The sequence below is a fragment of the Arthrobacter agilis genome (assembly GCF_002953615.1).
In the GTDB taxonomy this organism is placed as follows: Bacteria; Actinomycetota; Actinomycetes; order Actinomycetales; family Micrococcaceae; genus Arthrobacter_D; species Arthrobacter_D agilis_B.
The window spans coordinates 916,773-922,424 of the sequence record NZ_CP024915.1; the positions used below are offsets into that span (position 1 = coordinate 916,773).

Genomic DNA, 5,652 nt, shown 5'->3' on the forward strand with positions numbered 1-5,652 from the left:
TCCGGGTGGCGGCAGGGGAGCGCAGCTTCGCGGATCCGCGTCCCGAGGCGGGGCGTCGTCGGGATCGGCCGCGGACAAGCAGTCGCGTTTCTCCGGTCGTGGGGGATCGCCGGCGGGTCGGTCCGGTGAGGGCGGAGAACGTCCTTGGCAGTCCCGTTCAGGTGCGACCGGCGGGCGGTCGGGTGATGAGCGGCGTTCGACCGAGCGCAGTGGTTCGTTCCGTCGTCCTGCGGATCGTCCGGATCGGGGTGCCGGCGGAGAGCGTCGCTCCGACGATCGCCGCCATGGGAGCCGCCCGGAGGAGAACGCAGCGGGCCCCCGGACGCACAACGCCCGTGACCTCCGCAGTGCCAACCGTCCGGATCGTGAGCGTTCACCGGAGATCGACGAGGACGTCAAGGGAGATGAGCTCGATCGGGTGACCCGCGCCCAGGTGCGCAACCTCGAGGAGCGCAGCGCGCTGTGGGTGGCGAAGCACCTGGTGATGGCGGGTCGTCTCATCGACCTCGACCCCGAACTGGCTTTCCAGCACGCCCTGGCGGCGAGCCGCCGTGGGGGACGATTGGCTGCAGTGCGCGAGGCCGTCGGTCTGACGGCATACGCTGCGGGCCACTACGGTGAGGCGCTGCGCGAGTTCCGCACGTTCAGGAGGATCAGCGGATCGAACGTCCACCTCCCGATCATGGCCGACTGCGAGCGTGGCCTCGGGCGTGCCGACAGGGCACTCGACCTCGCGCGGAGCGAAGAAGCAGAATCGCTGGATACCGCGGGCAAGGTGGAGCTGGCAATGGTCGTTGCGGGTGCGCGTGCGGATCTTGGTCAGCTCGACGCGGCCGTCGCCGCACTGGAGATCCCGCAACTCGACCTCCACCGAGCCTTTTCCTTCAGCCCGCGGCTGTTCCGCGCCTACGCCGATGCCCTCGATGCTGTCGGGCGGTCCGGCGAGTCGGGCACCTGGCGTCGACAGGCGGGAGTGGCCGAAAAGGCCCTCGGCCTCGACGACGACCTCGAACCGGACATCATCGACCTCGGCGAGGAGGACGACGAGGCCCCGGTGCCCGTCCCCAAGGTCGCCGATGTGCTCGGAGGATCAGCCGGGACCGACCGAGGCGTCGCCACGTCGGACGGTGACGACGACGGTGCGTCGGACGACGTGGAGTCGCCCGCGTCCGACGACGGTGACGACGACGGTGCGTCGGACGACGTGGAGTCGCCCGCGTCCGGAGGCGGTGACGACGGCGGCGCGCCCGACGATGTGGAGTCCCCCGTCGATCCGGTCGTCGATTCTGAGGTCGATTCTGAGGTCGATTCAATGATCGATTCAATGATCGATTCGAAGGCCGGTTCCGAGGATGACACTGATGCTGAGCCCTCGATCGATGGGCTGGACCTCGACGGCGAGGGGGCGGATGCCGGCAGCGCCGACGGGGCGACGTCCGGCCAGGCGATCGTGATCCAGGAGGCGGCGGAAGCTGCTGCCGACCCAGGACCCTCCGGCGATGAGCCCCGTGGGTCGGTTCCCGTCGATGCTGTTCCCGTCGGTGAGACCGCTGCTCCGGTGGAGCCTCTCCAGACGGAGATGCTCTTCAGCATGGACGATTCCGGCACCTCCGACATCTCCCCGTCAGGTCGTGACGACATCGGGGATCCAGGTGAGCCGTCGAACCCGGCCGTCGAGTTCTCGGAGGCGGCATCGACGGAAGGAACCGGGATGGAACCTTCAGTCGACGTCGCCGCGCCCCAGCGCACAAGGGTCACGAGGCCGAAGGCGACCCAGGAGGACGCGGCCGATGACTGAGCGCCTCATCGATGCCTACGACGGCCTCCTGACGGACCTCGACGGTGTGGTGTACGCCGGCCCTCGGGCCATCGACGGAGCGACCGAGGCCCTTGAACGGCTCGGCGGTGAAGGCAAGAGTCTGGCGTACGTGACGAACAATGCGTCGCGCTCGTCCGGGCAGGTGGCCGCCCACCTCCGGGAATTGGGGGCGCCGGCCGCGGCGGAGCAGGTCTTCGGCTCGGCGCTGGCCGGCGCCGAACTGCTCGCCGGCAAGGTGGCCGCCGGATCGACGGTGCTCGTCATCGGGAGCGAGACCCTCGCGGACGCCGTCCGGGAGCAGGGCCTCGTGGTCGTCGCGTCGGCGGACGACCAACCGGATGCCGTCATCCAGGGATTCGCTCCCGCGCTCGGCTGGAAGGACCTGGCGGAGGCGGCCTACGCGGTCACCGCCGGAGCGGTCTGGGTGGCGACGAACACGGACATGTCCATCCCGCAGGAGCGGGGGATAGCGCCGGGGAACGGTTCGCTCGTGGCAGCGGTCGCCGCAGCCACCGGGAAGGTGCCCTTCGTCGCCGGGAAGCCCGAGGCCGCCCTCTTCCGGACAGCGGCACGGCACTCCGGCGTCGAGCGCGCACTCGTGGTGGGCGACCGCCTCGACACCGACATCCTCGGCGGGAACCGTGCGGGCATGGCCACTGCCCTCGTCCTCACGGGCGTGGACACGGTGCGCACCGCCCTGGCAGCGCGGGTCGAGGAACGCCCCGACTATCTGATCGGCTCCCTCTCGGAGTTGTACGAGGAGTATCCGCCGGTCACGTCCGACGGCGACTCGTACCGCTGCGGCCGGGCGCTGGCCCGGGTCGCGGGAACTACCGTGAGCATCAGCGCAGGCGAGGACGACCTGGACGGCTGGCGTGCCGCGTGCGCCGCGTGGTGGACCGCACACCCCGACACGACGCCGGACTCCCCACCGGACATCAGGTTCACGTCCGGTGGGTGAGGGCGCAGAAGTGGCAGGCGACGCGCGGCAGGAACGACGAGGGGTGGCGGACGGCGCCGGGCCCGCGACAGGGGACGCGCAGGTCGACCAGATCGTGGCCGTCCTCCGGGAGCTCCCGGATCTCCCGGTCGCCGAGCATGCCGAGGTGTTCCTCGAGGTCCATGTGCGTCTGGGCGGCGAACTGAATCCGGAGCAGAAGCTCCGCCAGGCAGGAGCCCATGGCTCGCCTTGACCAGGAACTCGTAGCGCGGGGTCTCGCGCGGTCCCGCTCCCATGCGGCGCAGCTGATCGCCGCGGGCAGGGTGCTCAGGGAGGGCAGCGTGGCGCTGAAGCCCGCTGCCCCGACCCTCCCGACCGATGACCTCCGGGTCGAGGAGCGCGGCGAGGAGTACGTGAGCCGCGCGGGCACCAAGCTCGACGGGGCGCTCCGCGCCTTCCCCGCCGTCGATCCGGCGGGGAAGCGATGCCTGGACGCCGGAGCTTCGACCGGAGGATTCACCGACGTCCTCCTCCGGCGCGGCGCTCGGGAAGTAGCCGCCGTCGACGTCGGACACGGCCAGCTCGTCCAGCAATTACGGGACGACCCGCGCGTGCTGGTGTTCGAGGGCATGAACGTCCGACACCTCGAGCCGGCGCAGATCGGCGGCCGGGTCGACCTCACCGTCGCGGACCTGTCCTTCATCTCGCTTCGTCTGGTCCTGGGGGCCCTGGCCGACGCGACAAAGGCCGGCGGCGAGCTGCTCCTGATGGTGAAGCCGCAGTTCGAGGTCGGCCGGGGGCGCCTCAACCGGCTCGGCGTCGTGACATCGACGGATGCCCGGCGCGACGCCGTGGCGGGAGTGGTGCGCAGCGCCCTCGGGTACGGACTGGACATCGGGGGCCTCGCGCAGAGCGAACTGCCGGGCCAGGACGGCAACCTGGAGTACTTCGTGTGGATAAAGGTGCCCCGCGACGGATTGATGCCTAGGATCGAGGGGGAGCTGGACCGGTTGACGGACCATGCGCTCGACCAGAGCGCACTCTTCGCCAGCCCGGGACGCCCGACCGACCAGACGGAGCTTGATGAGTAGAAGAATCCTTGTGCTCGCGCACACCGGCCGCAGGAACGCCATGGTCGCGGCACAGGAAGCGTGCACGCGCCTCCACGACCTGGGCCTCCAGCCTGTGCTGCGCCGCGAGGAGCTGGCCGACATCCAGGGCGAGTACGGGGAACTCGCCGCTCCCGCCGAGGTGCTGGGCGACGGCGTCGACTTCGGCGACGTGGAACTGGTGATGGTGCTCGGTGGTGACGGCACCATCCTCCGGGCGGCCGAACTCGTCCGCGAGGCGGACATCCCCCTGCTCGGCGTCAACCTCGGGCATGTCGGGTTCCTGGCCGAGAGCGAACGTGCGGACCTCGAGGAGACCGTGCGGTGGGTCGCGGACCGCAGCTACACCGTAGAGGAGAGGACCACTATCGATGTCCTCGTGTGGCACGGCGACACCCTGCTCGGGCAGAGCTGGGCGCTCAACGAGGCGGCCGTCGAGAAGGCGAACCGTGAGCGGATGATCGAGGTCGTCATGGAGGTCGACGGTCGGCCCGTGAGCTCCTTCGGCTGTGACGGCGTCGTCCTGGCGACGCCCACCGGTTCCACCGCCTATGCCTTCTCCGCCAGCGGACCGATCGTGTGGCCGGAGGTCGAGGCCCTGTTGATGGTCCCCATCAGCGCCCACGCGCTGTTCGCGAAGCCGCTCGTCGTCGCGCCGACCTCGGTGCTCGCCGTCGAACTGCTGACCCGCACCGAGGCGTCGGGCGTGCTGTGGTGCGACGGACGCAGGAGCATCGACCTGCCGCCCGGCGCACGTGTCGAGGTCCGTCGGTCGGAGCATCCCGTGCGGCTCGCGCGGACGCATCAGACGCCGTTCTCGGAGCGCCTCGTCCGCAAGTTCGAGCTACCCATCCATGGGTGGCGGGGCCCCGTGAAGCACCAGGACGGACCAACACGATGATCGAGGAGATGCGCATCCGCGACCTCGGCGTCATCACCGACGCCACTCTCAACCTCGGGCCGGGCCTGACGGTCGTGACCGGCGAGACCGGCGCGGGCAAGACCATGGTCATCACGGCCCTGGGGCTGCTCCGCGGCGCACGCTCGGACGCAGGTGCCGTGCGGCTCGGCGCCAGATCCGCGTCCGCCGAAGCCGTCCTCCGGCTCGATCCGGCCAGCCCGGCCGCCCTGCGGGCGGCGGAGGCGGGTGCTGCCCTGGAGGAGTACGAGGGCGTCGCAGAACTGATCCTCGCCCGCACCGTCACGAGCGAGGGGCGCAGCCGGGCGTACGTCGGCGGGCGGGCCGCTCCCGTCGGCGTCCTCGCCGAACTGGGGGACGAACTCGTCGTCGTGCACGGGCAGTCCGACCAGCTGCGGCTCAAGGGCGCCCCGGCGCAGCGGCAGGCGTTGGACAAGTTCGGCGGCAAGCCCGTCGAGGAGGCGCTGCGGGACTACGCGGACGCCTTCCGCCGGTGGCGGGACGCCCTGGCCGAGCGTGACCGGCTGAGGAGCGAGGCGCGGGAGCGGCTGCGCGAGGCCGAGGGCCTGGAGGCGGCGCTGACGGAGATCGGCGACCTCGACCCCCAGCCGGGGGAGGACGCCGCGCTGAAGGCCGAATCGATGCGGCTGGGCAACCTGGAGGAACTGCGGACCGCAGCACTCGTGGCCCACCAGGCGCTCGTCTCGGAAGACATCGGGGCCAGTGCGGACGCCGTGTCACTGGTGGACGAGGCCAAGCGTCAGCTCGAAGCGGTCGCCGAGCACGACGCCGACCTCGGGAAGCTCGCGGAGCGGCTCGCGGAGGTCGGCTACCTGCTGGCCGACATCTCCGCCGAACTGGCGGG

General features: G+C 70.9%; 6 protein-coding genes. 5 read left to right on the forward strand and 1 reads right to left on the reverse strand.

Annotated features, from left to right (window positions below; translation table 11 throughout):
* Positions 1–418: 418 nt before the first annotated feature.
* Together CVO76_RS17220 and CVO76_RS04440 are read left to right on the forward strand one after the other, a co-directional pair.
* Positions 419–1,798, forward strand: a complete 1,380-nt coding sequence (locus CVO76_RS17220) for a hypothetical protein (RefSeq protein ID WP_244186192.1) — start codon at positions 419–421, stop codon at positions 1,796–1,798.
* A complete protein-coding gene (locus tag CVO76_RS04440) occupies positions 1,791–2,780 on the forward strand; it encodes an HAD-IIA family hydrolase (protein WP_208740863.1) in 990 nt (329 codons plus the stop codon). Before CVO76_RS17220 ends, CVO76_RS04440 begins: the two co-directional genes overlap by 8 nt.
* Here the strand turns inward: CVO76_RS04440 and CVO76_RS04445 are convergent.
* The gene (locus CVO76_RS04445; protein ID WP_208740865.1) at positions 2,764–3,000 is read right to left on the reverse strand and encodes a hypothetical protein; all 237 of its coding nucleotides are present in this window, start codon (positions 2,998–3,000) and stop codon (positions 2,764–2,766) included. The genes CVO76_RS04440 and CVO76_RS04445 overlap by 17 nt on opposite strands.
* Between CVO76_RS04445 and CVO76_RS04450 the strand changes: the two genes are divergently transcribed.
* From CVO76_RS04450 to CVO76_RS04460, 3 genes are all read left to right on the forward strand, one after another.
* Positions 2,999–3,850: a TlyA family RNA methyltransferase gene (locus CVO76_RS04450; protein WP_208740867.1), complete on the forward strand. Its 852-nt coding sequence runs from the start codon at positions 2,999–3,001 to the stop codon at positions 3,848–3,850. The genes CVO76_RS04445 and CVO76_RS04450 overlap by 2 nt on opposite strands.
* A complete protein-coding gene (locus CVO76_RS04455; protein ID WP_208740869.1) occupies positions 3,843–4,769 on the forward strand; it encodes an NAD kinase in 927 nt (308 codons plus the stop codon). Before CVO76_RS04450 ends, CVO76_RS04455 begins: the two co-directional genes overlap by 8 nt.
* A partial coding sequence (locus tag CVO76_RS04460; protein ID WP_208740871.1) for an AAA family ATPase occupies positions 4,766–5,652 on the forward strand: 887 nt, incomplete at its 3' end. The genes CVO76_RS04455 and CVO76_RS04460, both read left to right, overlap by 4 nt.